The sequence below is a fragment of the Mesorhizobium sp. M7A.F.Ca.CA.004.04.2.1 genome, assembly GCF_004022825.1.
In the GTDB taxonomy this organism is placed as follows: domain Bacteria; phylum Pseudomonadota; class Alphaproteobacteria; order Rhizobiales; family Rhizobiaceae; genus Mesorhizobium.
Window position 1 is genome coordinate 1 of the sequence record NZ_RZPH01001080.1, and the last position, 1958, is coordinate 1958.

Below are 1958 nucleotides of genomic sequence, written 5' to 3' on the forward strand. Positions count from 1 at the left end.
CCCCTCACCTGCCTGCCGGCATCCTCTCCCCGTCCCTATACGGGGAGAGGATGCCGGCAGGCAGGTGAGGGGCAGCGCCGACCTCAATCACCCACACTCTGCATCTTCCGCTTTTCGTCATACGCCTTGCGCGCCGCGTTGACCTGCGGCCGTACAGACACTTCCGGCACCGCCACGTCCCACCAATGGCCGCCGGCATCCGTGGAAACCAGCGGGTCGGTGTCGATGACGAGCACCGTTGTGCGCGTATTCTTCCTGGCTTGTGCCAGCGCGTTTTCCAGCCCGGCGATCGACGGCACTTTCTCGGCGATCGCCCCCATGCTCGCCGCATGCGCGGCAAAGTCGATGTCGGGCAGAACCTCGTGGCGCGAGTCCTTCAGCAGATTGTTGAAGTTGGCGCCGCCGGTCGCCATCTGCAGCCGGTTGATGCAGCCATAGCCTCTGTTGTCGAGCAGCACGATAGTGAGCTTGAGGCCGAGCATCACCGAGGTGGCGATTTCGGAGTTCATCATCAGGTAGGAGCCGTCGCCGATCATGACGACGATCCCCTCGCCGGGCTTCGCCATCTTGGCTCCGAGCCCGCCGGCAATCTCGTAGCCCATGGTCGAGAAGCCATATTCGCCATGATACGATCCGGGCGCGCCCGCCTGCCAAAGTTTGTGCAATTCGCCCGGCAACCCGCCGGAGGCATTCAGCAGCGTCACACCGGAGCCCATGGCGCGCTGCACGGCGCCGATCACCTGCGCGTCGGACGGGTAGGCGGCATTGGTCGACGCCGTCACCTTGGCCGCCTCGGCCTGCCAGGCCTTCTTGCCGGAGGACGCATTGTCGGTCCAGCTTGCCGGCGCCTTCCAGCCCTTCAGCGCAGCACTGAGTTCGGCCAGGCCCTCGGCCGCATCGGCGACCAGTGGCAGGGCGCGGTGCTTGCCGGCGTCGAAGGGCTGCACGTTGAGCCCGATGATGGTCTTGCCCGAATTCTTGAACAGCGCCCACGAACCGGTGGTGAAGTCCTGCAGACGCGTGCCGATGGCCAGCACGACATCGGCTTCCTCAGCCAACCGGTTGGCGGCAGAAGTTCCGGTGACGCCGACCGCCGCCATGTTGAGCGGATGGTCGTCCGGCAACGAGGATTTGCCGCCTTGCGTCTCGCAGACCGGGATGCCGGCGCTCTCGGCGAATTTCGCCAGTTCGTCCGACGCCTGCGAATAGAGGACGCCGCCGCCGGCGATCACCAGCGGCTTTTTTGCGCCCTTCAGCGCCGCTACCGCGGCGGCAAGCTCATGGCGATCCGGGCGCGGCCGGCGCTGGTGCCAGACCCTCTCGGCAAAGAAACTCTCGGGGTAGTCGTAGGCCTCGGCCTGCACGTCCTGGCACAGAGACAGCGTCACCGGGCCGCATTCGGCCGGATCGGTCAGCACGGCCATGGCGCGGCTGAGCGCAGGAATGATCTGCTCCGGCCGGGTGATGCGGTCGAAATAGCGTGAAACCGGACGGAAGCAGTCATTGACCGTAGCCGTGCCGTCGGAGAAATCCTCGGCCTGCTGCAGCACCGGATCTGGGATGCGGTTGGCGAAGACGTCGCCCGGCAAAAACAGGACGGGCAACCTGTTTACATGGGCGAGCGCCGCCGCCGTCACCATGTTGAGCGCGCCGGGGCCGATCGAAGAGGTCGCGGCCATGAAGCGGCGGCGGAAATTGGCCTTGGCGTAGGCGATCGCCGCATGCGCCATCGCCTGTTCATTGTGGGCGCGGAAGGTCGGCAGCTCGTCGCGCAGCTGATAAAGCGCCTCGCCGATGCCGGCGACATTGCCGTGGCCGAAGATCGCCCAGACGCCGCCGAAGATCGGGACTTTGCTCCCGTCGATCTCGGTCATCTGGCGTGACAGGAAGCGGGTCAGCGCCTGCGCCATTGTCAGGCGGATTGTCTTGCTCATGGTGTTTTCCTCCGCAGTCCTATT

General features: G+C 65.6%; 1 protein-coding gene. It reads right to left on the minus strand.

Annotated features, from left to right (window positions below; translation table 11 throughout):
* Window positions 1-83: 83 nt before the first annotated feature.
* Window positions 84-1934: a 3D-(3,5/4)-trihydroxycyclohexane-1,2-dione acylhydrolase (decyclizing) gene (gene iolD / locus EN893_RS31485; protein ID WP_127271234.1), complete on the minus strand. Its 1851-nt coding sequence runs from the start codon at window positions 1932-1934 to the stop codon at window positions 84-86.
* Between the last annotated feature and the right edge of the window lie 24 nt (window positions 1935-1958).

Excerpts from the sequence above, each read along its gene's own strand:
- iolD (WP_127271234.1), bottom strand. The coding sequence starts at position 1,934 with ATGAGCAAGACAATCCGCCTGACAATGGCGCAGGCGCTGACCCGCTTC.